At 78.9% G+C, this 1,424-nt stretch carries 1 protein-coding gene; it reads left to right on the plus strand.

The window, feature by feature from the left end; all coding sequences use genetic code 11:
• A partial coding sequence (locus tag BMY19_RS30305; RefSeq protein ID WP_244535091.1) for a condensation domain-containing protein occupies positions 1 to 1,424 on the plus strand: 1,424 nt, incomplete at both ends.

Raw genomic sequence — 1,424 nt, forward strand, 5'->3', positions numbered from 1 at the left:
CGCCGATCTCTGGGCCGCGGTGCTCGGCCTGCCCGGCCCCGACGCCGTCGCCCGCTCCGACACCTTCTTCGAGCGCGGCGGCGATTCCATCCTCGCCCTCCAGCTCGTCACCCGCGCCCGTCAGGCCGGCCTGACGCTCACCCCCCGCGACGTGTTCACCCACCAGAGCCTCGCCGCCCTCGCCGCGCACGCCGAGCGCCAGGGCGCACGCCCGGCGCTCCCCGCGCGCGACGCGGCGACCGATCCGGGCCTCGAGGCCGGCCCGGTGCCGCTGACCCCGATCCAGAGCTGGTTCCTGGCCGCGCCGATGCCGCGGCGCGCGCACTGGAACATGGCCGTGCTGCTCGTCCCGCGGGCGCGCCTCGCGGCGGACCGCGTCGCGGAGGCGCTCGCCGCGCTGTCCACCGCCCATCCGGCCCTGCGGCTGCGTTTCGCGCAGGCGGCCGACGGCGGCTGGCGGCAGACCTGCACCGCAGCCGACGCCGTCGCGGCCGCCGGGTCGCTGTGGCGCCGCGAGGCCCGGGACGCGGCCGCCCTGGCGGCGCTGGCCGAGGCCGCGCAGACGAGTCTCGACCTCGCCCGCGGGCCGATGCTGCGCGCCGTCCTGGTCGATCCGGCCCCGGACGGCGGGCAGCGCCTCCTCCTCGTCGCCCACCACCTCGTGGTCGACGCCGTCTCCTGGCGCATCCTGGTGGCGGATCTCGCCCTGGTCCTCGCGGGGCGGACCCTGCCGGCGCCCGCGACCTCCTTCCCCGCCTGGGCCCGGCACCTCGACGCCCTGGCCCGGGATCCGGCCGAGGCCGACCGCCGCCGCGCCTGGGCCGAGGCCTGGGCGGCGCAGCTCGCGCCGCCCGCATGCGGCCTCGAACCCGCCCGGCCCGACGCACCCAACGTCGAATCCGCCCAGACCGAGATCGCCGACAGCCTCGACGCCGACGCCACCGACGCCTTCCTGCGCCGGGCCGGCCGGCCCTACCGCACGCGCCCCGACGAACTCCTGCTCGCGGCGCTCGCGGTGGCGGTGTCACGCCGCTGCGGCGGGCGAGCCGTGCGCGTCGTGATCGAGGGCCACGGTCGCGATGCCGACGCCCTGGCGGACAGCTTGGCGGACAGCTTGGCGGACGCGGCCGGCGAGGCGGCGCGCCACGACCTGAGCCGGACGGTGGGCTGGTTCACCACGCTGGTGCCGCTGCGGCTCGACCCCCTCGGCGGCGAGCCGGACCTGCCGCAGGACCTGCCGCCGGACGACGCCGCCCGCGGCCTCGCCCTCGGTCCCCTCCTCGGCCGCGCCCTCTGCCGGGTCAAGGAAGCCCGCCGCGCCCTGCCCCAGCCCGACCTCAGCCACGACCTCCTGCGCCACTGCGCCGAGCCCGACCTGCGCCACCGCATCGCCGCGGCACCCGAGCCCGGCATCCTCCTCAACT

The organism is Methylobacterium sp. UNC300MFChir4.1 (assembly GCF_900110155.1).
Taxonomy (GTDB): domain Bacteria; phylum Pseudomonadota; class Alphaproteobacteria; order Rhizobiales; family Beijerinckiaceae; genus Methylobacterium.